Annotated in this window: 23 protein-coding genes; 4 read left to right on the forward strand and 19 right to left on the reverse strand. The window is 65.5% G+C overall.

The features are described 5' to 3' along the window. Positions 1-114: 114 nt before the first annotated feature. Positions 115-888 (reverse strand): Crp/Fnr family transcriptional regulator, encoded by a 774-nt coding sequence (locus tag JQ632_RS11765; protein WP_212402478.1) that lies wholly within the window; start codon positions 886-888, stop codon positions 115-117. Between the two features lie 185 nt (positions 889-1,073). Then, positions 1,074-1,379, reverse strand: a complete 306-nt coding sequence (locus JQ632_RS11770; RefSeq protein WP_212402479.1) for a gamma-butyrobetaine hydroxylase-like domain-containing protein — start codon at positions 1,377-1,379, stop codon at positions 1,074-1,076. Between the two features lie 198 nt (positions 1,380-1,577). Here JQ632_RS11770 and JQ632_RS11775 point away from each other — a divergent pair, with 198 nt between their 5' ends. The 4 genes from JQ632_RS11775 (at position 1,578) to JQ632_RS11790 (ending at position 5,505) form a co-directional block, all read left to right on the forward strand. After that, positions 1,578-2,351: a ferredoxin--NADP reductase gene (locus tag JQ632_RS11775; RefSeq protein WP_212402480.1), complete on the forward strand. Its 774-nt coding sequence runs from the start codon at positions 1,578-1,580 to the stop codon at positions 2,349-2,351. A gap of 163 nt (positions 2,352-2,514) precedes the next feature. Further along, positions 2,515-4,257, forward strand: a complete 1,743-nt coding sequence (locus JQ632_RS11780; protein ID WP_212402481.1) for a fumarate reductase/succinate dehydrogenase flavoprotein subunit — start codon at positions 2,515-2,517, stop codon at positions 4,255-4,257. A gap of 34 nt (positions 4,258-4,291) precedes the next feature. Further along, a complete protein-coding gene (locus tag JQ632_RS11785; protein ID WP_008141081.1) occupies positions 4,292-4,525 on the forward strand; it encodes a ferredoxin family protein in 234 nt (77 codons plus the stop codon). Between the two features lie 2 nt (positions 4,526-4,527). Next, complete coding sequence (locus tag JQ632_RS11790; RefSeq protein ID WP_212402482.1) at positions 4,528-5,505, forward strand: HEAT repeat domain-containing protein; 978 nt, start codon at positions 4,528-4,530, stop codon at positions 5,503-5,505. A gap of 3 nt (positions 5,506-5,508) precedes the next feature. Here the strand turns inward: JQ632_RS11790 and JQ632_RS11795 are convergent, their stop codons facing one another. The 17 genes from JQ632_RS11795 to JQ632_RS11875 are packed head-to-tail and all read right to left on the reverse strand — an operon-like array spanning position 5,509 to position 24,214. Further along, positions 5,509-6,135 carry an NAD(P)H-dependent oxidoreductase gene (locus JQ632_RS11795; RefSeq protein ID WP_212402483.1) on the reverse strand — a complete coding sequence of 209 codons (627 nt, stop codon included), beginning with the start codon at positions 6,133-6,135 and terminating at the stop codon, positions 5,509-5,511. Positions 6,136-6,141: 6 nt separating this feature from the next. Then, positions 6,142-7,722, reverse strand: coding sequence for an isochorismatase family protein (locus tag JQ632_RS11800; RefSeq protein WP_212402484.1), 1,581 nt, complete (start codon positions 7,720-7,722; stop codon positions 6,142-6,144). 18 nt (positions 7,723-7,740) lie between these two features. Further along, the gene (locus JQ632_RS11805; protein ID WP_212402485.1) at positions 7,741-8,589 is read right to left on the reverse strand and encodes an MBL fold metallo-hydrolase; all 849 of its coding nucleotides are present in this window, start codon (positions 8,587-8,589) and stop codon (positions 7,741-7,743) included. A gap of 37 nt (positions 8,590-8,626) precedes the next feature. After that, positions 8,627-9,517 (reverse strand): amidohydrolase, encoded by an 891-nt coding sequence (locus JQ632_RS11810; protein WP_212402486.1) that lies wholly within the window; start codon positions 9,515-9,517, stop codon positions 8,627-8,629. Next, entirely contained in the window at positions 9,514-10,635 is a 1,122-nt protein-coding gene (locus JQ632_RS11815) for a VWA domain-containing protein (protein ID WP_212402487.1), read from the reverse strand. The genes JQ632_RS11810 and JQ632_RS11815 overlap by 4 nt, the downstream gene beginning before the upstream one ends. Continuing rightward, entirely contained in the window at positions 10,632-11,513 is an 882-nt protein-coding gene (locus tag JQ632_RS11820) for a MoxR family ATPase (RefSeq protein ID WP_212402488.1), read from the reverse strand. The genes JQ632_RS11815 and JQ632_RS11820 overlap by 4 nt, the downstream gene beginning before the upstream one ends. 9 nt (positions 11,514-11,522) lie before the next feature. After that, positions 11,523-12,545 (reverse strand): xanthine dehydrogenase family protein molybdopterin-binding subunit, encoded by a 1,023-nt coding sequence (locus JQ632_RS11825; protein WP_212402489.1) that lies wholly within the window; start codon positions 12,543-12,545, stop codon positions 11,523-11,525. A 1-nt stretch (position 12,546) separates the two neighbouring features. Beyond that, positions 12,547-14,139, reverse strand: a complete 1,593-nt coding sequence (locus tag JQ632_RS11830) for a xanthine dehydrogenase family protein molybdopterin-binding subunit (RefSeq protein WP_212402490.1) — start codon at positions 14,137-14,139, stop codon at positions 12,547-12,549. 10 nt (positions 14,140-14,149) lie between these two features. Beyond that, a complete protein-coding gene (locus JQ632_RS11835) occupies positions 14,150-14,626 on the reverse strand; it encodes a (2Fe-2S)-binding protein (protein WP_212402491.1) in 477 nt (158 codons plus the stop codon). A 17-nt stretch (positions 14,627-14,643) separates the two neighbouring features. Further along, on the reverse strand, positions 14,644-15,462 hold the full coding sequence (locus JQ632_RS11840) for a xanthine dehydrogenase family protein subunit M (RefSeq protein ID WP_212402492.1): 819 nt from the start codon (positions 15,460-15,462) through the stop codon (positions 14,644-14,646). Positions 15,463-15,464: 2 nt separating this feature from the next. Next, complete coding sequence (locus JQ632_RS11845; RefSeq protein ID WP_212402493.1) at positions 15,465-15,908, reverse strand: SRPBCC family protein; 444 nt, start codon at positions 15,906-15,908, stop codon at positions 15,465-15,467. A gap of 2 nt (positions 15,909-15,910) precedes the next feature. Further along, positions 15,911-16,348, reverse strand: a complete 438-nt coding sequence (locus tag JQ632_RS11850; RefSeq protein WP_212402494.1) for an SRPBCC family protein — start codon at positions 16,346-16,348, stop codon at positions 15,911-15,913. Positions 16,349-16,359: 11 nt separating this feature from the next. Further along, entirely contained in the window at positions 16,360-19,269 is a 2,910-nt protein-coding gene (locus JQ632_RS11855; RefSeq protein ID WP_212402495.1) for a flotillin family protein, read from the reverse strand. Between the two features lie 26 nt (positions 19,270-19,295). Next, positions 19,296-20,129, reverse strand: a complete 834-nt coding sequence (locus JQ632_RS11860; RefSeq protein ID WP_212402496.1) for a phosphoenolpyruvate hydrolase family protein — start codon at positions 20,127-20,129, stop codon at positions 19,296-19,298. A 3-nt stretch (positions 20,130-20,132) separates the two neighbouring features. Next, the gene (locus JQ632_RS11865) at positions 20,133-22,349 is read right to left on the reverse strand and encodes an ABC transporter permease (RefSeq protein ID WP_212402497.1); all 2,217 of its coding nucleotides are present in this window, start codon (positions 22,347-22,349) and stop codon (positions 20,133-20,135) included. After that, complete coding sequence (locus tag JQ632_RS11870; RefSeq protein WP_212402498.1) at positions 22,342-23,124, reverse strand: ABC transporter ATP-binding protein; 783 nt, start codon at positions 23,122-23,124, stop codon at positions 22,342-22,344. Before JQ632_RS11870 ends, JQ632_RS11865 begins: the two co-directional genes overlap by 8 nt. Beyond that, positions 23,117-24,214 carry a branched-chain amino acid ABC transporter permease gene (locus tag JQ632_RS11875; RefSeq protein WP_212402499.1) on the reverse strand — a complete coding sequence of 366 codons (1,098 nt, stop codon included), beginning with the start codon at positions 24,212-24,214 and terminating at the stop codon, positions 23,117-23,119. The genes JQ632_RS11870 and JQ632_RS11875 overlap by 8 nt, the downstream gene beginning before the upstream one ends. Position 24,215 lies beyond the last annotated feature (1 nt).

A 24,215-nucleotide genomic window follows, 5' to 3' on the forward strand; every position in this document is an offset into this window, starting at 1 on the left:
CCGGATTTACCGCCGCAGTCGATTAGTTGCCGGGAAAAGGTGATTGCATACTCCTTGGGCAGTTCTGCACTTGAAAGCCACTTGCATGTGCATGGTCGTTAGTCGCCGGCCTTTTCAGTCCGAGGCTTGGCCGCGCATCTCCTCGAGCACGTCGGGGCGGCAAACCACGATCTGGGAGCGCTTGGTCAGGACGATTCCCTTTTCCTGCATGCGCTTCAGGCTGATGGTGACCCACTGCCTGGTCGCGCCGACCATGTGGGCGATGTCGGCATGGGTGAAGGCGGCCGCGATCACGGTGCCGTCGGCATCCTCTACGCCATAGAGCTCGACGAGGTGGAGCAGCAGATGCGCCAGCCGCTGCGTGATCGAGCGCGTTCCCAGCATCTGCGCCAGTGCCGAATAGCATTTGCCCTTGAAGGTCAGGCCTTCGATTAGGCCGATGGCGAGGTTGGGGATCTCGGCCGCGAGCGTCCTCAGCTCCTTGCCGGGCAGGTGCACGACTGCGCAATTGCTGGAGGCAACGCCGGACCATTGATGCACGGTGCCCTCGAACACTTCGGGTCCGCCGACGAAGTTCCCGACATGCCAATAGGCAAGCGTGATCTCGCGCCCAAGCGGTGAAGTGTAGAAGACGCGGATCCTGCCGCTTTCGATCAGCCAGATGCCGTCGTGGCGGCCGCCTTGGCTGAACAGGGTTTGGCCGCGATTGAGCACCTTGCGGCGGCCCTGTTTCAGCACCAGCTCGCGTTCGCGCAGCGTCAGCTTGTCCATCAAGGGCGGCGGTCCGCCGATGGATTGCTGGTTTTCGGTCAGCAGCAGCGACGAGTTACCTGCGGATCGGACCGCGGGAACAGTCCCGCGCCCCGCATTTGCCGCCTGCATCAGCATTCTCCGCCTCCGGAACGTTCAAATCGTTCTAAAGAGGAGCAATGTCCGTGCCAAACTCACTCCGCCGTCATCGCCCGGCTTGTCCGGGCGATCCAGTATTCCTGAGACGTCAATGGGTTACGGTTATGCCGCGGCGCGCTGGATTCCCCGCCTTCGCGGGGAATGACAGCGGAGCAAGAGGCGCCTCAGCGCTCCGCCAAACTCAACAAATACGGCTTCGGGTAAATCCCCCGATTGTGCCCGTCCGAGAACGAGATGTTCAGCCCGTAGCCGAGATCGCCGATCTCGGTGATTGCGATGCCCGGGAAGCGTTCGGGGAAGCGGCCATCGAAACGGGCGCGGGTGCAGTGGGCGCATTTGCAGGCCAGCCGAAGCTGCTCGGCACCAAGCGCGAGCTCGTCATCGTGTGTGGTACGCACGACGAGCGCGGCGAGATCGGCGCTGGCCTCGTAGTCTGCGACGGTCGGTGCCACCATTGTGGTCATGGTCATGACGGTTCTCCGACGTCCTCCTAAGCATCCAATGCGGCGCTGCCGATAGCAACTAATTGCCGGGCGGCGCATGGCGAACCGATCGCAGCGATATTTCGCAACTAATCGACCGAGTGCAGCAGTTCGGCGTTGCGAGAAGACCGTCTCTCCGAAACCTTTCGCCGCATCGCGAAAGCCATGACGAAGGAGAGACGGACGATGAGCGCCTTTCAGAAGGAAACGGTTCTGTCGGTGAAGCACTGGACAGAATCCCTGTTCTCTTTCACGGCAACGCGCGATCCCGGCTTCCGCTTCCAGAACGGCCAGTTCGCCATGATCGGCCTGGAAGTCGAGGGCGAGCCGCTGATGCGGGCCTACAGCATGGCGAGCGCCAACCACGAGGAAGCGCTCGAATTCTTCTCGATCAAGGTGCAGGACGGTCCTCTGACCTCGCGGCTCCAGAAGATCAGGGAAGGCGACATCATCCTGGTTGGTCGCAAGGCCACGGGCACGCTGATTACCGGCAATCTCATTCCGGGCAAGCGGCTGCTTCTTCTCTCGACCGGGACCGGCCTTGCGCCGTTCGCGAGTCTGATCAAGGACCCCGATGTCTACGAGAATTTCGAGACCATCGTGCTGGCCCATGGATGCCGGCAGGTCTCAGAACTCGCCTATGGGGAACACCTCGTCGAGAACCTCCTGAGCCACGAGTTCTTCGGTCCGCTGATCAAGGACAAGCTCGTCTACTACCCGACGGTGACGCGCGAACCCTTCAGGAATCGCGGCCGCATCACCGATCTGATCGAGCAGGGGCAGCTCTTTGCCGACATCGGGCAGCCTCCGCTCGACAAGGACACTGACCGCATCATGCTGTGCGGCAGCCCCGCGATGCTGGAAGAATTGCACGGGATGTTCACGGCGCGCGGCTTTGCGGAAGGCAATCACAGCCAACCCGGCCACTTCGTGATCGAGAAGGCCTTTGTCGAGCGCTGAGCCGTCTGCTCACGCCGCGGTCAATCGAGCGGCTGCGGTTTGGGCAAATGAACCAAAGAGCGGCAATTCTCTCCCGGCGACAACTAATTGCTATCGCCGGAAACTCCCCTGAACAAATCTGATGCAAAGGCGCCGGATCGCGCCGGCGAACCAGGAGCAAGCGATGGCACTAGATCAGATCGTCGACGGACTTTCCGAGGTTTCCTGCGACGTGCTCGTCATCGGCGGCGGCACGGCCGGCCCGATGGCGGCGTTGAAGGCAAAACTGAAGAATCCGAAGGCCAACGTCGTCCTGCTCGAAAAGGCGAACGTCAAGCGCTCCGGCGCGATCTCGATGGGCATGGACGGGCTGAACAACGCCGTCATTCCCGGCTACGCGACGCCGGAGCAGTACACCAAGGAAATCACCATCGCCAATGACGGCATCGTCGATCAGAAGGCGGTCTATAAATACGCCCAGAATTGCTTTGCGATCATCGAGGAGCTCGACAGTTTTGGCATCCGCTTCCTGAAGAACGAAAACGGCGACTACGCCGTGAAGAAGGTGCACCACATCGGCACCTACGTTCTGCCGATGCCGAACGGTGAGACCGTGAAGAAGGCGCTGTACCGCCAGCTTCGCCGCGCCCGCATCCTGATCTCCAATCGCTACATGGCGACGCGCCTCTTGAAGTCCACCGACGGCCGCATTGCCGGCGCGATCTCGGTCAACACCCGCACCGCCGAGATGCTGGTGATCAAGGCCAAGGCCGTGATCCTCTGCATGGGCGCGGCCGGCCGCCTCGGTCTGCCGACCTCAGGCTACATGTTCGGCACTTACGAGAACGCCGCCAATTCCGGCGACGGCTATGCGATGGCCTATCACGCCGGTGCAGCTCTCGCGAACCTCGAATGCTTCCAGATTAACCCGCTGATCAAGGACTATAACGGCCCGGCCTGCGCTTATGTCGCCGGTCCCTTCGGCGCCTACACGGCCAACAACGAAGGCTCGCGCTTCATCGAATGCGACTACTGGTCCGGCCAGATGATGCTGGAATTCTATAACGAGCTCTTGTCCGGCAAGGGCCCGGTGTTCCTCCAGCTCAAGCATCTCCACCCTAACACCATCGAGGAGATCGAATCGACCTTGCATAAGGTGGAGCGGCCGACGCGCGGCCTGTTCCAGCAGGGGCGCGGGGTCGATTATCGCAATGAGTCGATCGAGATGCACATCTCCGAGATCGGCTTCTGCTCCGGGCACAGCGCCTCGGGCGTGTTCGTCGACGACAATGCGCGCACCACCGTGCCGGGCCTCTACGCGGCCGGCGACATGGCGAGCGTGCCGCACAACTACATGCTGGGTGCCTTCACCAACGGCTCCGTCGCCGGCATCGACGCGATGGAGTTCGCCAACAGCCACGATTTTGCGGAGTTCGACGCGAGCGAGGTGGCGAAGGAGCGCGAGCGCGTGATGGCGCCGACCAAGCGTGAGGACGGCATTCCGCCGAACCAGATCGAGTACAAGACGCGACGCCTGGTGAACGACTATCTCCAACCGCCGAAGGTGACACGGAAGTACGAGCTCGGCATGCGCCGTCTCGCCGAGGTGAGGGAGGACATGCAGGAGCACATGATCGCGCGCAACGCGCACGAGTTGCTCCGCGCGCTCGAAGTGCAGTCGATCATGGACTGCGCCGACATGGCTGCCCACGCCTCGCTCTACCGCGAGGAGAGCCGCTGGGGCCTCTACCACTGGCGCACGGATTTCCCGGAGAAGGACAACGAGAACTGGTTCTGCCACACGCTGCTCTCCAAGCAGGACGGCAAGATGACCAGCGAGAAGCGCGCCGTGGAGCCCTATGTCGTGCCGATCGCCGACGATGAGAGGGACCTCTACGACAAGCAGCGCATTCGCGCCACAGCCTGATCCACCGCCAACAGAAAGCAACAGGAGACCAAAGATGCCTCTCGCTTCATATCAGACATCGGTTCCGGTGGTCGTGGACGACGCCAAATGCATCGCGGACAAGGGCTGCACGGTGTGCGTCGACGTTTGCCCGCTCGACGTGCTCCGTATCAGCGACATGACCGGAAAGGCCTACATGGCCTATGACGAGTGCTGGTATTGCATGCCCTGCGAAGCGGACTGCCCGACCGGTGCCGTCACCGTCAACATTCCTTATCTGCTGAGGTAGTCATGTCGAGCCCGTTTGAATCCTACGACGATCTCGAGGATGCCGATGAGCGGCTGCAGGCCGCCGATCCCGCAGAGCGTCGCGTCGCGATCATCGCGCTCGGTCATTCCGGCGATCCCGCCGCGGTCGGCCATCTCGCCAACATGGTGTCGGATCCCGATGCCGGCGTGCGCCAGCAGGTCGCGATGGCGCTCGGCGAGTTTGACGGGTCGGAAGCCGCAAGCGCGCTGGTGAAGCTGCTCGTGGACCCCGAAAGGATCGTGGCGGCGGCCGCCGCCGACAGCATGGCCGAGTTCAAGGACCCCGCTTGCGCCGATGTGATCCTGCCGCTGGTCAAGCACGCTCATGCCTTCGTGCGCATGGGCGCGTTGCGTGCGCTGAGGGAGTTGCGGCGCAAGGACACGTTGAAGCCGGCGCTGGAAGCGCTGCAGGACCAAGATGCGGCCGTGCGCGTGCAGGCGATCGGTGTCATCGGCTTCCTGAAGCTGGAGGAGTCGATCCCGGCGCTGACCGCACTGATTCACGATCCTGACGCCCATGTGCGACGGGCGGCGGTGAGCGCGCTCGCCTTCTCGCAGATGAAGCCGGCGGCGGAGACGATCACCCGCGCGCTGAAGGATTCCGACTGGATGGTTCGCGAGATGGCGGCTGAAACGCTCGGGCTCAACGTCAACGGTGCGCTGGCCGCCGATCAACTGGTGGCCTCGCTCGGCGACGAGTTCTGGCAGGTGCGGCTGAAGGCGATCCGCAGCCTTGGCAGGATGAAGATCGAGCGCGCGGTGCGCCCGATTGGTAACTGCGTGACCCATGAGCAGGCGAACTTGCGCAAGGAGGCCGCCGCGGCACTCGGTGAGATCGCCCATGCCGACGGCGAGGCGTTCCTGGCGGCGATCGCCGACGATCCCGATCCCGACGTGCGCAAGAACGCGCGCTGGGCGCTCCAGCAGATTGCGGCCCGAAAAGCGAGGGCGGGGGCGTAGGGATCAGAACCGCTTCGCCAGATCGGCGAGGCGGCGATGGGCGCTGTCACGCGCGGTGCGGATCGGCTCGGCCGGCCCAGCGGTCGGGCCGATCGGCACAAAACTGACGCTGCTGACGCCGATGAAGCGCAGCGCCTCGCGCAAGTATGGCGTCGCCATGTCGATCCGGCCGCGGTTCATGCCGGTGGCAAAGTCGCTGCCGGAGGCGAGGATCACCAGCGTCGGGCGGTCCTTCAGCAGCGGAAGATAACCTTGCGCCGGATCGAACCGGAATGTGAGCCCGGGCTGAATGATGATGTCGAACCACTGCTTCAGCTTGTAGGGAATGCCAAAATTCCACATCGGCGTCGAGATCAGCACGCGATCGGCCAGTGAGAAGCGCATCGCCATGCGCTCGGCTTCGGCAAACTGCGCGGCTTGCGGATCGCTGAAAGCCTGGCCCTTCATGCGGGCATACTTGGCCTCGACGATGGGGCCGACGAACTCTGGCATCCGCTCCCGCCAGAGATCCATGACGTCGATGTCCCAATCGGGACGGGCCTGGCGAAAGCCGTCAAGGAAGATGCGTGCGCCGGCGGTCGACTCGGAGTCGGAACGCGGCGAGCAGGAGAGGTGCAGGAGCTTTGGCACCGCGCATCATCCCAGCGCCCGGATGACGGCATCCGCCCTGGTCACGACGGCGACGTTCTGCATGGCAAAGTTGATCGAGGCGTTGTGCCAGTCGGCATTCATGGTCGAGCAGCAGTCCTCCGGCACGATCATGAAATAGCCCTTGTCGGCGCCGGTGCGCGCGGTGTGCTCGACCGACATGTTGGTCCAGGCACCGGTGTTGATGATCATGTCGCGGCCGGTGGCTTTCAGGATCGTTTCGAGCCGGGTGCCTTCCCAGGCGCTCATCCGCATCTTCTCGACCACGAAATCGCCGGGCCGCGGCTCGAGGCCGGACACCGGCGCCGCACCCCAGCTTCCGCGCACCATGGCCTTGCTGTCGACAAGTCCCTCGAACAGGGGCGCGTTGAGGGTGACGCCGGGCGCGCCGGGCTCGACGACGAACCAGACATGGATGATGACGACGCCGCGGGCGCGCGCGGTTTCCGCCAGGCGCCGGACGTTCTCGACGACATGCTGCTGCTTCGCATGACCCGGCGCGCCGGAGTCGGAGAAGGCGCCACCGTCCATGATGACGTCGTTCTGGAGGTCTTGGATGATCATGGCGCAGCGCCGCGGGTCGAGCTGCATCTCGCCGTCGGCGAGGATCGGCGCTGCAGGCGCGGAAGTCGCGCTCGCACTTGCGCCGCCGCCGCTGCGCCTGCCACTCATGTAGGGTTCGTGGCGCGGGCCGACCTTGGTCTGGATCGCATACACCGAATGCGTCGAGGTCAGATAGAGCGTGCGGAAATCCGGTCCGCCCCAGGCGAGGTTGGCGACGAGCTCGGGCACGCGCACCTTGCCGAGTAGTTCGGCCCGCGGCGAATAGACCCAGACGCCACCGGGCGCGGTGACCCAGACATTGCCGTGCTGGTCGCATTTCATGCCGTCGGGCAATCCCGGCTCGAGCTCCGAGCGGATGCGGCTAGCGAAAACGCGCGCGTTGGAGAGCGAGCCGTCGGCATTGACGTCGAAGACGCGGATCAGCGCCTGCACGGTGTCGTTGACGTAAAGCAGTTTTTCGTCGGGCGAGAAGCAGAGGCCGTTCGGCTGGTCGAACAAGGTGCGCTCGACCAAGAGCTTCGGCTCGCCGCCGGGGACGATCCGATAGACACCCTGGAAGCCGAGCTGGCGCGGCCGCTCGACGCCGAAGACGGGCATGCGGCCATACCAGGGGTCCGAAAAATAGATCGCGCCTGAGGAGTGCACGCAGACGTCGTTGGGGCTGTTGAGCTCCTGGCCGCCAAAATGCGAGGCCAGGACCTCGCGGCGGCCGTCGGGCCGCTCACGGATCAGCGAGGACGTCGCGTGCTCGCAGACAATCAGATTGAGTTCGGCATCATAGGTCATGCCGTTGCATTTGTTCGAGGGGCGCCTGATCTCGACGACGCCGCGCCGCGCGTCCCAGCGCCGCCGCACGTCGCCCGGCATGTCCGAGAACAGCAGGTAATGATCGACCGGATGCCAGATCGGTCCCTCCGTAAAGTCGAATCCGGTGCCGACCTGCGCGACTGGCGCATAGGGGTCGATCAGGTGTTCGAACTCACTTCTCAAGGTGACGTGGGTCATCGGTCGATCCTCAACACATCAGGCCGGAAACCAGTTGCGTGCGGGTAGGGATTGCACGATCGGTCCAGGGACCTGGTCGTGCAGGCGGCCAACGACCATGCCGCCTTCGATCTTGGCGGGCCGGTCGTGTACAGGCAGGAGGTAGCGCGAGTTGCTGAGCAGCTTCTTGATCGCCGCCTTCTCGGCGCGCTTGGTGGTGCCGTGGTTGCCGGTGGTCCGCGGCTCCCAGTCGTGGATTTCGTTGAACGGCGTCACGATCTGGTCGTTGAAATCGTAGATCACGTCGCCGCAGATCGTGGCGATGCCGTCGGCGGTCTCGACGATGATGTTCATCGATCCCTCGGTATGGGCGTTGGCGGCATCGCAATAGACGCCAGGCATCAGCTCGATGGGGCCGGTGATTTCGAGGTCGAGGAAGCGCAGCGCGCTCTTGGTGTGCAGGCGGTCGATCAGATGCTTGATGTCGGGCGCCGGATATTGTGGGTGCATCAGGCCGGATACCGAATATTCGAGCTCCCTGCGGTTGAGAACGACAGTTGTGTTCATCGGGAACAGGTCGTCCTTGCCAGCGTGGTCGATGTGGAGATGGGTGTGGCAGACGAAGCGGACGTCGCCCATGCGCACGCCGTGCCGCGCAAGCTGGTTCTCGATCATGTTCTCATGGTATTGCAGGCCCCGCATGCCCAGCGTTTCCATGATCTGGTTGGAGCGATAGCCGGTATCGACCACGACGGGATATTTGCCGCCGAGGATGAGGAAGCCGAGGGTCAGGACGCGGCGGGTCCGGCCGCAATCGCGGCCGAGCACCAGAAAGCTCGATTCCAGTTCGATATCTCCGTAGTCCAGGATCTTGATCTCCAGCGCCATTCCTTTGCCCTCCCTGTCCGTGTCCTGTTGGTTGCGCCTATGGTCCAAGCCGATAGACGCGCGTCGCAGTTGTCCTGAAGATGGCCTCGCGCTGGGCTTCGCTGAGCGAAGCCGCCGCGGCGCGGAACGCGTCCACCAGCTCGCGGGAGCTGGTCCACAATTTCTCGATCGGGAAGTTCGAGCCGAACAGGCAACGCTCGGCGCCGAAGAGCGCGACAGTGTCGGTGATGACTTCAGCGATATGAGCGGGGTCGTTGCGGTGGATGAAGGTGCCGAGTCCGGAAAGCTTTGAATAGACGTTGGGACATGAAGCGAGCTGCGCCATGCGGGCGCGCCAGGCGGCGCGGCCGGCCGGTGAGAGATCTTCCAGCATGCCCGCGTGCTGAAGGATGAACGTCACGTTGGGGCAGGACTCGGCGAGATGCGCGGCGTCCGGCATCTGCGACGTGAACACCTGGAGATCAAAGCTCCAGCCATAGTCGGCAAGCCGCGCGACGTTGCGGCGGATTGTGGGATCGACGCAGAGATCGGGCCGAGCAGCAAAGCGATAGAGCGAGTTCTCGTGCCAGTGCAACTGCATGCGCACGCCGCGCACCAGCGGATAGCGCCTGAGCCGGTCGAGTTGTGGGCGCACGTCGTCGACCGCGAAATTGGCATAGGCGACGATCGCATGTGGCCAGCCGTTTTCGTCGGCAGTCCGCTGCACCCACGCTGCCTCGTCCTCAAAACGGTCATTGGCCCAGTTGGTCTGGACATAGACCGAGCGGGTGACGCCGGTACCCTTGAGATCGGCGAGATACTCCTTGATCGGATAGTCGCGCCGGATCGCTTCGTAAGGGCCAAAAATGCGCGGCTGCATCGGTCCGACCAGCCAGGGCAGATCCGCCTGCCGCCAGATATGATGATGGCCGTCGACGATATCGGTCACGCCGCTCTCCTTCGTCCGAGCGCCAGCACATGCGCCACGATCGACGCGCTCGACCCGCCGTCCACGAGATCGTCGACGAAGCGCTCGATCGCGACGAGCGCTTCGGTCTGCGGGCGGAAGCCGGGACCCGTCGCGAGCGGCGTCAGCCAGCTCACGCGCCACGCCCGCCGCGATAATTTTGCGACCGCGTCGCGCAGGGCATCCGGTTCGCCGCGCTCGAGACCGTCGGAGATCACGACGACGGCCGCGCCCCGCGCGTAGCCGCCGAACCGCGGCACGGCGAGGAACGCCTGCAGCGCGTCGCCGATCCGCGTGCCGCCGTCCCAGTCGCTGACGAGATGGGCCGCTGCATTCAGCGCCTGTTCGCGACGTTTCAACCGCAAGGGGCGGGTCACCCGGGTGAGCCGCGTGCCGAAGGTAAAAACCTCGACATTGGGCGCCGCCTGCACCAGCGCGTGCGCGAGCTTCATGTTCTCTTCGGTGCGGCTCTTCATCGAGCCGGAGACGTCCATCAGCAACAGGATCTTGCGCGGGCGCTGCCGCCGCTTCAGGTGGCCGAGCCGCAAAATCTCGCCATCGTTGCGCACGGTGTCGCGCAGGGTGCGGCGCAGGTCGGCAAAGGGACCGCGGCGTGTGCGCATGCGTCGGTGGCCGCGCCGTTTCGGGAGGCGTCGCGGTGCCTCACGGGTCAGGCGGCGCAAGGCATCGGTGGTCGACGTGACCGCGAAGCGGCGCTCGACCAGGGCTTCGGTGCGGGTGGCGGTGAGGCCGGATTCGTTGGCGTCGTCGGTGAGCAGGGGCTCTTCGTCGCCGCGGCCTTCCTCCTGGAGCCGGACGGTCTCGTCGTCCTCGCCCTCGTCGGCGCGCTCGAGTGCCTCGCTGCCGCGGAAATGGAGATCGAACAGGCGGTCGAAGGTCGCCCGGCGCTCCGGCGGCGGGGCCAGCGTTGCGAGGGCAGCCTGCCTGATGTCATTGAGGTCGCGCGGGCCGAGCAGGTCGATGGCGGACAGGAACGCGGTGGTCTGCTCGGGCGCAACGGCAAATCCGTTGGCGCGCAGCAGGGCGACGAAGTCGACGAAGACGCGCGCGGCGCGCGGTAACCTTGGCTCGGTGCTCATGCGGCCGCCTCCGCAAGTATGGTGTCGAGCCGGGGCGAGATGAAATGCAGATCCTCCTCGTCCTTGAGCGCGACCCCGATCGAGCGCCTGAACGCATCCGGCCAGCGGGCGCCGCCCTTGTGCAGGAGCGTCGCGGCCTCGGCCCAGTCGACGGCCTCCGCAATCCCGGGCGCCTTGCTGAGCGGCTCGCGGCGCAGCTTTTCGACGGCGGCGACCACGGCACGTGCCGTGGATTCCGCGACGCTCGAAGCCCGCATCATGATGATGCGCGCCTCGCGCTCGGCGGTGGGATAGTCGATCCAGTGATAGACGCAGCGCCGCCGCAACGCCTCATGCAGGTCACGTGTCCGGTTCGAGGTGAGCACCACGACCGGCCGCTCAGCGGCGCGGACCGTTCCGCGTTCCGGAATCGAGATCTGAAAGTCGGACAAAAATTCGAGCAGGAAGGCTTCGAACTCCTGGTCGGCACGGTCGATTTCGTCGATCAGCAGCACGGTCGAGTCGGGCGCGCGCAGTGCTGCGAGCATGGGACGTTCGATCAGGAACGACTCGCCATAGATGTCGATGCTCTCGTCGCCGGCCTGGCGGATCGCGAGCATCTGGCGCGGGTAGTTCCACTCGTAGAGCGCGGCGGAGGCGTCGATGCCCTCGTAGCATTGCAGGCGGATCAGCCGGCGGCCGAGCACGGCGGCAATGGCCTTGGCGGCCTCGGTCTTGCCGACGCCCGGCGCGCCCTCGAGCAACAGCGGCTTGCCGAGCGCGAGACCGAGATAGGCCGCGGTCGCAAGCCCTTCGTCGGCGAGGTAATAGGCCGCGCGCAGCGCCTTCTCCAGCGCCTCCGGGCTGTCGATGCCGACGATGTTGCTGCGAACCGCCACGAATATCCTCTAACGTCGTGCCTGCGGCCGCGCGCCGCCCTGGGCTTTGATCGCGCGCAAGACTCTCTCTGGCGTGATCGGCAGTTCGTCGATGCGCACGCCGACCGCGTTGAAGATCGCGTTGGCGACGGCCGGCAGCACCGGATTGGCGCACATCTCGCCCGGCCCCTTTGCGCCGAATGGACCGTCAGGAGCAGGGCGCTCCAGCACCGCAATGTCGTGCGGGCAGATGTCACCGGGGCCAGGCATCAGATATTCGACGAAGTCGCGGGGGCCGTGCACCGGATCGGGATAGTAGGGCTCCGGAGTCTCATAAAGAGCGTGGCTGATGCCCATCCAGGCGCCACCGACGAGCTGTTGCTCGACAAGGCGCGGGTTGAGCGCGCGGCCGAGCTCATAGGCGGAATCCATCCGCACCATTTCGACCTCGCCGGTCTCGTCGTCGACCTCAACCTCGGCCACGAGACAGGCATGCGCGTAGCAGGTCGCTGGCGACATCTCGCCGGTCTCGGGGTCGACGTTGGAGAGCGGCACCAGAAAGATGCCGCGACCGGAGATGGTCTTGCCCTGCTTGAACTGGGCGGCGATGGCGACGTCCTTGGTCGAGATCGAGCGATGCGGTGCACCCTTGACGTGGATGTTGCCGCGTCCGTCTGTTTCGAGATCGGCGGCGTTGACTTCCAGCTCCTCCGCGGCGGCCTCCATCATCACCCCGCGCGCCTCGCGGGCCGCGGCCATCACGGCATTGCCGACGCGATGGGTGCCGCGCGAGGCAAAGGAGCCCATGCAGTGCGGGCCGGTGTCGGAGTCTGCTGTGTCGACATAGACGTCCTCGACCGGCACGCCGAGCGTTTCCGCGCAGATCTGCCGCGTCACCGATTTCATGCCCTGGCCGAGGTCGATCGACGACAGCGCCACCGTGAACTTGCCGCTGGGATTGGAATGCACCAGCGCCTGGCTCGGATCGCCGCCGAGATTCATGCCGATGGGGTAGTTGATCGACGCCATGCCGCGTCCGCGATGCCGGGTCATGTCAGCGTCTCCTTGTACCGAACACCGACGAGAAGCGGGTGGCGCCATGCGAGGGGGCGGACGGCCGCGGCGGTGGAGGCGGCGGTGCCGGTGGAGGCGGCTCGCGCGGCGGTTCTCGCGTCACATTCACCGGTGCGCGGTCGTAGGTCGTCCGCTGTTGCGCAGGTGTGGTCGGCCGTGCCCGCGCATCGGTCGGAATCGGCGGAATGACGGCGCGGCTGCCGCCGCCGTCCTTGCGCGAGGAGGCGCGGCGGAACTCGTCGCGGATCGGCCATTTGGCTTTTTCGGCCGCGACCTGCACGCATTCGATCAGCGCGGTGTTCTTGGCCTCGCGCCGATGCGCCTTCATGTCGCCGTCGCGATAGGCGTTGAGGATGCGGAACTCCATCGGGTCCATTCCGACGAGGTTGGCGAGCTTGTCCATCTGGCATTCGATCGCAAAATCCATCGCGGTGACGCCGAAGCCGCGCATCGCGGTCGCGGGCGTGCGGTTGGTGAAGACGCAATAGACGTCGCCATAGACGTTGGGGATGGTGTAGGGGCCCGGCAGGTGTGCCGCGCATTTCACGGCGGCGTAGCTCGACAGCCGCGTATAGGCGCCACTGTCAAAGTAGGCGCGGATCTTGCGCGCGACGATGCGGCCATCGCGCATCACGCCGTCCTTGATGTAGATGCGCTCGGCGCCGCGCGGCGGACCGTATTGCATCTCCTCCTCGCGCCCGAACACATAGCGCACGGGCCGCCCGGTCAACATCGCGCCCAAAATGGCGAGCGGTTCGGTCAGCGTGTCCACCTTGCCGCCAAAGCCGCCGCCAACAGTGCCGCCGATGAAGTGGAAGGTGTTGGACGGTACGTCCAAGATCTTGGCGCAGGTGTCGACCGAGAAGAACAGCGCCTGCGTCGAGGTATAGACGACGTAGCGGCCATTAGTATCCGGGGCGGCAATCGCGCCGTTGGTCTCGGTCGGCGCGTGCTCGATGGGCGACATCTGATAGCGCTGCTCGAGCACGTGGTCGGCTGTGGCCAGCGCCGCGTCGGCATCGCCAAAGCGCAGCCGCTGGTGATCGTAGGCCTCGTGATAGATGAAGGCGTTCTTCGGGTATGTCTCGTTGACGACGGGCGCGCCGGGCTTGAGGGCGTCCTCGACGTCGAACACGGTCGGCAGCGGCTCGTAGTCGATCCGCACTTTTGCGATCGCCTCAAACGCCTCGCGCTCGCTGTCGGCGACGATGGCGAGGATCGGCTCGCCCTTGTAGCGGACCTTGTCCACCGCCAGCGACGGCTCGTCGTCCTTGCCGAAGTTGATCAGGCTGAGCAGCGTATTGAGATTGACCGGCACGTCGGCGCCGCGGATGATTTTGCGCACGCCGACCGAGCGTTCGGCTTCCGTGGTGTCGATGCGGCGGAGCCGCGCATGCGCATGCGTGGACCGAACCACCTTCAGATGCAGCATGCCCTGGAGCTTGTGGTCGTTAAAGTAGCTCGACGTGCCCGTGATGTGGCCGAGCATATCCTGGCGCTGCGTGCCCTTGCCGATCTCCTTGAGGTTATCGTCGCGCTCGTCGGCGAAAATGTCCTTGCGCAATTCCAGCATGACGGGGTCCTTAGGCGCTGGCCCGGCCGCCCGAGGCGGCGAGGATGGCATTGATGATGGATTCGTAGCCGGTGCAGCGGCAGATGTTTCCGGAGATCGCTTCGACGACCTCGGCCCGGCTCGGCGACGGATTGCGGTCGAGCAGGGCCCTTGCCGCCATCAGCATGCCCGGCGTGCAATAGCCGCACTGGGCGGCAAAGGCGTCGGCGAAGGCGCGTTGCAGCGGATGCAGGTTCGGCCCTTGCTTCATGCCGTCGAGTGTCTCGACCGAACGGCCGGCAACGGTCTCGGCGAGCGTCAGGCAGGAGAGGTGCAACTCGCCGTCGATCAGCACGCTGCAGGTGCCGCAGCCGCCCTGGCCGCAGCCGAATTTTGGCGTCATGTCGCCGATCAGTTCGCGCAGCGCAACCAAGAGGTTGGTGCCGCCATCGACGAAGATCGCGACGTCGCGGCCATTGTGACGAAATTGCAGGGGAGTTTTTGACATGACGATCTATTCCCTGTCTATTCCTGGCCGGACAAGAGACGACGCAGATGCACGCCGACGATCTCGCGGCGATACCAGGCGCTGCCGAGCGCGTTGTTGGAGGGCGATGTTCCCTCGGTGACGGCTGACGCCGCGGCGGCAATGGTTGCAGCATCCAGGGTGCGCCCCTCCAGCGCACGCTCGGCGGCCTTGGCACGGATCTGCGTCGGTGCCATCGAGCCCAGCGCAATGCGCGCGCCGGCGATGCGCCCGCCGCTGATCGGCAGATGCGCCGCGAGCGTGATGACCGAGCCACCCTTCGGCTTGATGCGGGCGACCTTGCGATAGCGGAAAGCATCCGCACTGGCCGGCCGCGTGCAGGAGACCGAGAGCACCAGGGCGCCCGATTGCCGTTCGCGCGATTGCAAAAATTCTTCGATCGCGATGTCGCGGGACCCAAAGCCGCCTTGCACCGCCACCGTGGCATCGAGCGCCAGCAGCGCCACGGCAAAATCGCCGTAGGGGTTTGGCGCAAAGAGATTGCCGCCGACCGTTCCCATGTTGCGCACGGCCGGGCCGCCGATCGAGCGGGCCGGGGCGTGCAGGAAGGCGAGGTCGCGCTCGCTAAGGATGCGCGCGAAGGTGATGCCGGCACCCAGCGTGATCCGCGGGCCCGATGCGTCGATCCGGGTCAGCGCCTGGTCGTTGGCGCGAACCACGGTCGAGATCGAGACGTCGCCCTCGTTCAGCGCGCGCATCACGAGCGTGCCGCCGCCGAGATAACGCGCCGTGCGATCAGACGATAGCGCGGTTGCGGCCTCATTGGAGCTGGCAAAGGTCTTTACCGTGACAGCCATGACTATGCGGCCTCCTTCAGATGGCGGCGGATGGCCTCGAATCCGGCCTGGTAGATATCTTCGGCGACCATGTGGGTGATGCGGTCGCGGTCTTCCGGTTTTGTGGTGAAGCGCGATTCCCAGTGCCAGAAGGTGCGGTCGCCGTCGGTCACCGGCAGTAGCCGAACGTGGGCTACGTAGTTGAACATCGGCACGGGCGTATCGAGCAGGCAGTAGCTGAAGGACTGTTCGAGGTCGGACAGCGCCAAAAGTTGCTCGCGCAGCTCCGCGCCGTCCCTGAGCTTGAAGCGCCTGACGCAGCCGATCTTGTCCGATGATTGCGCCCGCTCGATGGTCGAGGTCGCGACCGCCGGATGCCAGCGATCATGGCCATTGAAATCGCGCAGCACGTTCCACACCGCGTCGGTCGGTGCGTCCAGGATCGTGCTCTTGACGATATGCGGCACGGCTAGCCTCCGAACACTCGCTTCAGGGCATCGAAGCCGCCCTGGAACACACCGCCGCCGATGTTGCCGACGAGTTCCGCTTCCCGCTCCGGCGCGCAGTCGAACTCGGCGGTCCATTCCATGAAGGTCTGGTCGCCGTCGGTGACCGGCGTGAGCCTTAAGGTCGCGACGTAGTTCTCGACGCCCATCGGGGATTCCAGGATCGAGTAGGTGCAGAACATGTCGTAGTCGGAGAGGCCCAAAAGCTTCTCGCGGATGCGGTCGCCGTTGCGCAGGCGAAAATCCCTGACGCAGCCGATCTTGTCCGCGGGCTCACCGCCTTCGATGCGGCTTTCCGCAATCGCGGGATGCCAGTTCGGCAAGCCGTTGAAGTCGCGCACCCGCGCCCAGACGCGGTCGTTGCGGGCGTTGACGACGGTGGAGACGTAGACGCGGGCCATGGACTGGATCCTCAACTCTTCTTCCGCGGACCGCGCTCGGCCGGCGGTTCGCCTTCAACGGAGGGGGCGGCCGGGCCGGCCGGCTTGTCGCCACCACCACCGCCGCCGCTCTTGCGGGCGGATTCCTTGATGCCTTGCATGTCGCGGGCCTCGCGGATCAGGCCCGGCATCTTTGCGAGGCTGCCGCCCTCGACGCCGATATCCGACAGGATCGAGTCGATCAGCGGTGCCTGGACGCGGTAGCGCAGCGCCGAGTCGATCACCTCGTCGGTCGCGCTGCGGCCGCCACCACCGCCATTTCCGCCACCGTTGAGGCCGTCGACCTGGAGGATGCGGATGCCCTCGATCTTCTCCATCGGCTTGACGCTCTCGCGGACGATGCCCTCGATGCGGTCGAGTAGCTTTCTGCGGAACAGCGAGTAGCGTGCCTGGTCGGTGAGCACGTTCTCGGCCTCGTTCAATAGGCGCTGCGCCTCTGCTTCCACGGCGGCGCGAACACGCTCGGCTTCCGCGGCGATGCGGGTCTCCTCCGCCTGCTTCTCGGCGATCAGGATCTCCACGGTCTTGCGGCGCTTTGCGATCTCGTTTTCGCGGGCGGTGATGACGCGCTCTGTGGCCTCGGTCGCGCGCATCCGCGCTTCCTCGGCCGAGGCCTTGGCCGCGGATTCCTCCAGCGACTTCAGGTGGATCGCAATCGCCTTCTCCATCAGGACGGTTTCGACCTCCTTCTCGCGGTTGACCTCGAGCTTGCGCAATTCGCGCTCGCGGCCGATGCGGGCCTCGTCGAGGCCACGATCGGAAGCGATGCGGGCGCGCTCGACTTCCTCGCGGGAGGCGATCTCCGCCTCCTGGAGCGACTGGACGCGGGCGACCTCGAGCTGCTCGATCGAACGGCGGCGCTCGATGCGGGCGGCCTCCAGCGCCTGCTCGCGCGAGACGTCGGTGGTCTCGACCTCCTTGCGAGCGACGATCTCGGCCTGCTTGACCCGGCTGTCAGCGTCGATCCGTTCGGAGCGCTTCGCGGAGAGGGCGATCACGCGATCCTCGTCGGCGATCTCGATCGCCTTCTTCTGCTCGATATTGAGGACCTCGCGCTTCTTGGAAGAGGTGATCCGCTCGGATTCGAGCGCGAGGTCGACGCCGATGCGCTGGCGTTCGATGACATCACGCCGCTTGAGGTCGGCGGCCTCGATTGCTGCGGTCCGCTCAATTTCCAGCGCCTTGGTGTCCCGATCGGCCTGGATGCGCTCGGCAGCGACGGTCTTCTCCTGCGCGATGCGGGCAGCTTCGATCGCCTCGCGGGAGGCGATGTCGGCCTCCTCGACGGCACGGTTGCGGGCAATCTCCAGCGAGCGGACGCGCTCCTCCTGCGCGATGCGGGAGGCTTCCGTGGCTTCGCGCGCGGCGATCCCGGCGACATCAAGCGTCTGGTTGCGCTCGATCTCCAACTGGCGCGTGTTCTGTTCGGCTGCGATGCGCTCGGCGGCGAGCGTCCGCTCGCGGGCGATGCGGGCAGCCTCGACCGCGCGCTGCGCCTCGATCTCGGCTTCCTGGATGGTGCGGACCTGCTGGATCTCCAACGCGCGGGTGCGTTCGTCCGAGGAGATGCGCTCGACATTGACGATCATGGTCTGGGCGATGCGCGCCTTCTCGGTCGCCTCGCGGGCGGCGATTTCGGCCTCGTCGACCGCGCGGGTGCGCTCGATCTCGCGGCGCCTTGTCTCTTCCTCGTTCGCGATGCGGGCATCGGTGACGACGCGATCCTGCTGGATGCGGGCCTTCTCGATCGCCTCGCGCGCCGCGATCTCGGCTTCCTCGACCGTGCGCATGCGCTCGATCTCGCGCTGGCGCACCTCGCGTTCCGAAGCAATGCGGGTGGTGTCGATCGAGCGCTGGTTCGCGATCCGCGTCTTCTCGACCTCTTCGCGTGCCAAAAGTTCCTTTTCCTCGATGGTGCGGGTCCGCTCGATCTCTTTCTGGCGGGTCTCACGCTCGGAGGCGATGCGGGCTTCCGCGATGGCCTGGTCGTTGGCGATGCGCGCCCTTTCGATGGCCTCGCGGGCGGAGATCTGGGCCTGCTCGGCTTCGGTTTCGCGCAGCGCGCGCTCGCGGGCCACCTCGGTGCGTTGCAGAGCGCGGCGCATCTCGATGTCGCGTTCCTGCTCGAGGCGCGCGGTCTCGCTCTCCCGCTCGATTTCGAGCGCCTGCCGTTCGGCCTCCAGATTGCGGGAGCGGATCTTGATCATCGAGTCCTGCTCGATATCGTTGCGCAGCTTTCGCTTGGCCTCGATGTCCTCCATCAGCCGGGTCAGACCCTCGGCGTCGAAGCGGTTCGAGGGGTTGAAGAACTCGAGGTCGGTCTGGTCGAGATCGGTGATGGCGACCGATTCCAGTTCGAGACCGTTCTGCGCCAGCGCTTCGGCCGCATTGGCCTTGACGCGGGCGACGTATTCGCCGCGCTGCTCGTGCATCTGCTCCAGGGTCATCTCGGAGGCAACCGAGCGGATCGCGGAGATGAACTTGCCGGCGAGGAGGGCGTGGAGCTGTTCAGGCTCCATGGTGCGGCGGCCGAGCGTTGCGGCCGCAATCGAGACGGCTTCGCGGCTCGCCTGCACGCGGACGTAGAAGTCGGCTTCAATGTCGACACGCATGCGGTCGCGGGTGATCACGGCGTCTTGCCGGGACCGAACGATGCCCATCGGCAGCACGTTCATGTTGACCGGCGTATAGTCGTGGATGAACGGCAGCACGAAGGCGCCGCCGTTGATCACCACGCGCTCGCCGAGGAAGCCGGTCCGGACGAAGGAGACCTCCTTTGAGGAGCGGTGGTAGAGCCAGTTCACGATATAGACGCCAACCACGATCACGATGATCGCGATGATCAGCCAGAGGATCAATTCACCGACCAAAATCCCTGACATTTTTCCCTCCCTCAAACGTTCCGGCGTTATCGCGCGCCGATCGCCTTGAATTGACGCACCTGATCCGTCAGCGCGCGCTCTACGGGCAGTCGCTCCATCGAGGAGGCGCCGTAGAAGCCGTGGCAGTGACTTGTGTTCTTCATGATGAAATCGGCATCCGCCGGATCGGCGATCGGGCCGCCATGCGCCAGCACCAGAATGTCCGGATTGACGCTGAGTGCGGCCGAGGCCCAGGTGTCGATCTGCGCCGGGCAGTCTTGCAGCCTAGGCGCGGTCTGCGCGCCGATCGTGCCGCCGGTCGTCAGCCCCATGTGACAGACGATGATGTCGGCCCCCGCGATCGCCATCGCGGCGGCTTCCTTCTCGCTGAACACGTAGGGCGTGGTCAGCATGTCCTTGTCATGCGCCTTCGCGATCATGTCGATCTCGAGCGCATAGGACATCCCGGTCTCTTCGAGATTGGCGCGGAAGATGCCGTCGATCAGGCCGACGGTCGGAAAGTTCTGCACGCCTGCGAACCCGATGGCCTTCAATTGATCGAGGAAGACGTCCATGTCGCGAAACGGATCGGTGCCGTTGACGCCGGCCAGCACCGGTGTCTTGCTGACGACAGGGAGCACTTCGCCGGCCATCTCCAGCACGATGGCATTGGCATCGCCATAGGGCATGAGGCCGGCGAGCGAGCCGCGCCCGGCCATGCGGTAGCGGCCGGAATTGTAGATCACGATGAGATCGACGCCGCCGGCCTCCTCGCATTTGGCAGATAGTCCGGTGCCGGCGCCGCCGCCGACGATCGGCTCCCCGCGTCGGGCCATGTCGCGAAACTTCTTCAGGAGGGCAACGCGTTCAAACCTCGCCATCGGTCACCTCGCTCGTTTTCGGCGCGCCCCGGTGCGGCCGAACAGCGTCCGGAACGCACTGACAATGGTGGCGGCGAACTCGGGATCGTTGATGTTCTTCCTGACGCGGATGAGCTGGCGATTGCTGGTCTGCCGCACCGTGCGCTCCAGCGCGCGGAAGAGAGCCGCATCCGCCTCGGGATCCCAGAACGATTGGCCTGCTGCATCGAGGGCGGACACACCGCCCTCGGGCAGGAAGAAGCGCACGGGCCCATCCATCTGATTGAGTTTTTCGCCGATCCAGCGGCCCATCCGCTCGTTCTCGTCCGCCGTGGTCCGCATCAAGGTGACTTGCGGATTGTGGACGTGAAACTTTCGCCCGCGATAGCGCTCGGGGACGCTGTCCGGCGCGCCGAAGTTCACCATGTCCAGTGCGCCGGCCGAGCCGATATAGGGGAGGCGGCTGCGGATGATGGCGCCGAAACGGTCTTCGGTCGCGGGAAACACGCCGCCCATCAGGAGATCGCAGACTTCCGTCGTGGTCAGATCAATGACGCCAGCGAGCTGGCCGGAATCGACGAGTTTTTCCATGGAGCGGCCGCCGACGCCGGTGGCGTGGAAAACGAGGCATTCAAAATCGCCGTGCAGGTCCGCCGCGATCTTCTGCACGGCCGGCGTGGTGACGCCGAACATGGTGATGCCGATCGACGGCAGGGCGGCTTCCGCCGCGCGCTCCTGGGCTTCGCGTTGGTCGAGGCGGGCCTTCACCATTCCGACCAGCGCGTTGGCGCCGTTCGCCAGCACCGCGCGCGAAATCGAGTTGAGGCCCTGCACGTCGGTGACCGAGTACATCATGGTGATGTCGGCAGGACCGACATAGGGGCCGACGTCGCCGGAGGCGACCGAGGAAATGATCAGTTTTGGTACGCCGACGGGCAAGGTGCGCATGCCGGGCGCGGCCAGCGAGGCGGCGCCGGAGCCGCCCGCCGAGATGACACCGGCGATATTGCCCTGGCGTCGCATCCAGTTGGCGAAAGCGTCCGCCATCGCGGTGACGGCCGCTCCGCGGTCGGGACCGAACACGGCCGAGCCGCCGCGGCCATGATTCAACGCGATCTCCTGCGCAGAGACATCGCAGGTGGAGTGCTTGCCGCTGGTCGAGACGTCGACGAGCCGCGTCCGAAGGCCGGTTCCAGCGATGATGTCGCGGATGTAGCGGAGTTCTGTGCCCTTGGTGTCGAGCGTGCCGACGACGAGGACGACCGGCGGGCCCGAGGTCTGCGCTGCGACTGGCTCGCGCGTGCGCCGCGCGGTCTCGTCGAGGCGTGCGACCTGCGTCGAGAGCGTACGCGCCGCCGCCTCGATGCGTGCGATCGGCACCGGCTGCGACCAGCGCGTCGGCGGCGTCGGATTCGAGATGTAGACCCGGATTGGACCCGTCGGGCGCGCGGGCTGCGGTGCGGACTTGGCCTCGGCGCCGGCCGCAGACACGTCGACCTCGGGCTCCAGCTCCGCATGAAGACCGACGCCGAGCAGGCGCTGCTGCAAGTCGCGGTCGGCGGCGAGCCGAACGGAATCGATGATGCGGTTGATGCGGCCGTTGACCATGATCGCGACGTTGCGCGAGACGGCGGTAGCGACGCCGATGTTCTGCTCGATCACGAGCACGGCCATGTCGCCGTCCTCGCCGAGGCGCAGCAGCATCTCCTCGACCTGGGCGACGATAACCGGCGCCAGGCCTTCAGTCGGCTCGTCCATGATCAGGAGTTGCGGGTTGGTCAACAGCGCGCGCGAGATCGCGAGCATCTGCTGCTCGCCGCCGGAGAGCTGACCGCCGCCATTGTCCTTGCGCTCGGCAAGCCGTGGGAACGTGTCGTAGATGCGCTCGACCGTCCAGGCGCCGCGCCGCAGGCCGGCGGCGAGCTGCAGATGCTCGTCGACGCTGAGCGAGCGCCAGAGACGGCGTCCCTGCGGCACATAGCCGACGCCGAGCCGCGCGATATGTGCCGGCGGGCGCCGCGTGATGTCCTCGCCGCGGATTCGCACCGAGCCGCCGCTGACCGGGACCAATCCCATGATCGCCTTGCACAGCGTGGTCTTGCCCATGCCGTTGCGGCCGACCACGGAAAACACGCCGGCCTCCAGGGTGAGGTCGACGCCTTGCAGTGCGTGCGAATGGCCGTAATAGACGTCGAGGCCTTTGACATCGAGGGCTGGCGCGCCGCGGCGGACATCATTCATGGCCGCCTCCGAGATAAAGCTCCTGGACCTCGGGGTCGGACTGGATCTCCTGCGGCAGGCCTTCCTTGAAGATGCGGCCGTTGTGCATCATCGTGACGCTCTCGACGACGCGCAGCGCGACGTCCATGTCGTGCTCAATGATGATGTAGCCGATGTGGGCGGGCAGCGAGGTCAAAATCTCGATCAGCTCCAACCGCTCGGCCGGGGAGAGGCCCGCGGCCGGCTCGTCGAACAGCACGAAGCGCGGCGCGCCGGCGAGCGCGAGCGCAATCTCGAGCTGGCGCTGCTGACCGTGGGCGAGCTCGGCGACGCGCTGGTCCTTCACGGCCGACAGATGCACAGCCTGGACGAGATTGTCCGCCGCGTGCATCAGCGCATCGTTCTGGCCGGGACGTAAGAAGGAGAAACGTCCGCGCGAGACGCCGCGGCAAGCGAGGTAGACATTGTCCTGGACAGTGAGGCCGGGAAACAGCGCGGAGATCTGGTAGGTCCGGCGCAGACCTCGGCGGATGCGTTCATAGGGCGGGAAGCGGGTGATATCCTCGCCGAAGAAGCGGATCGTGCCTGACGTAGGCGGGAAGTCGCCGGTGATGCAATTGAACAGCGTGGTCTTGCCGGCGCCGTTCGAGCCCAGCACCGCGCGCCGCTCGCCCGGGCGGACGGTGATCGTGACGTCGGTCAGTGCGGCCAGCGCGCCGAACAGTCGCGTGACGCCGCGAAGCTCCAGTGCCGCGCCGGCGCCGACGGCGGAGAGGCGGTGCGCGACGCTATCCATGGCCGTGCCCTCCGCCCGGGCGCGGCGTGGCGGGCCGTTTGCTCTCATTCACTCCATTGCGCCAGCGCTGCCACAGGCCGATGACGCCGTCCGACGACCAGAACACGATGGCGAGGAAGCCGAGTCCGATGATCAGCCGGAAGCGGTTGCCGTCGAGCCCGATCTCGACCAAGAAGTCGAGCGCGAAGGTGCGCAAGAGCACGAAGATCAGCGCGCCGATATAGGGGCCGATCGGGCGCGTGATGCCGCCAACGATTGCGATGATCAGGATATCGATGCAGGCGCCGACGCTGACCGAACCCGGCGAAATCTGCCGGTAGTTCCAAACCTGGAGCACGCCCGCGAGCGCAGCAATGAACGATGCGACGGCGTAGGCCGCGATTCGGTGCGCATTGACGTTGAAGCCGAGCGCGGCCATGCGGCGCGGATTATCGCGGACACCTTGCAGCGCGAGGCCGAAGGGGGCGCGAGAGATGTATTGGACGGCGAAGTAGCACAGCGCGGCGGTGCCGAGCACGACGTAGTAAAAGGGAATATCAGCGCGCCAGTTGACGCCCCAGAAGCGCGGTGTGGCCACGTTGTTGATGCCGGTATGGCCGTTGAAGATCGCCCAGTTCTGATTGGTGAAGTAGTAGAAGGCCGCACCGATCGCGAGCGTGATCATGATGGTGTAGATGCCCTCGGTCCGGACCGCGAGCGCACCACCGAGCGTGCCGAAGAGCGTGGCGAGCACGAGTGCCATCGGAACTGCCAGCCACCATGGCCAGCCCAGGCTGATGTTGGCGTTGTCGCTGGTGCCGAACACCGCGACCATATAGGCGGCAAAGCCGGCGATGGTGAGCTGCATCAGGCTGACCATGCCGGCATAGCCCGCGAGGAGCATGAGGCTGAGCGCGATGGTCCCGAGGATCATCGTCGTCGCAAAAATCTCGATGAGGAAGAAGCCGTTGGCGATGAGCGGCATGATCAGGAGAATGACCGCGACGATCCAGGCGGCCGGATTGTCGATCTCCGGCCATGTGCGTATGGCCGGACGCTGCGCCGTGGCGGCGGGGAGAAGCTGAACGCGGGCATCGTGGGTGACGGACATG

This window comes from Bradyrhizobium liaoningense (assembly GCF_018130955.1).
GTDB classification, from domain to species: domain Bacteria; phylum Pseudomonadota; class Alphaproteobacteria; order Rhizobiales; family Xanthobacteraceae; genus Bradyrhizobium; species Bradyrhizobium liaoningense_C.